We start from the raw sequence: 434 nt of genomic DNA on the forward strand, positions 1-434 counted from the left end.
GCTTCGAACATACCGATGAAAATACCCTAACCAAGATATCTTAATCTGATCACTTTCTACCGTATCAAGTATTACTCCATGCCCGCGAAACTCCTTAAGAAGGGAGTTTCAAATTGGCCTAAAACGCTTTAGACTTGCACAAAATTTTTCTGCCGAGGCTCCTTATGAATCCCCATTATCCTAACTTGCTAGCCCCTCTCGATCTTGGTTTTACGACTCTAAAGAACCGCGTCATTATGGGTTCTATGCACACGGGCTTGGAAGACCGTTTTTATCATATCGATAAGCTGGCGGCTTTCTTTGCTGAAAGAGCTCGGGGTGGGGTGGGCCTGATGATTACGGGCGGTTTCTCTCCAAACCGCCGTGGTGAGCTTTTGCCTTTGGGCTCTAGAATGGATAATAAACTAACGGCTTTATTGCATCGTCGCGTTACC

1 pseudogene is annotated in these 434 nt (G+C 45.9%); it reads left to right on the top strand.

Annotated features, from left to right (window positions below):
• Positions 1-164: 164 nt before the first annotated feature.
• Positions 165-434, top strand: a pseudogene (gene fadH, locus A3763_RS04140) (NADPH-dependent 2,4-dienoyl-CoA reductase); the annotation flags it as partial.

This window comes from Oleiphilus sp. HI0128 (assembly GCF_001635365.1).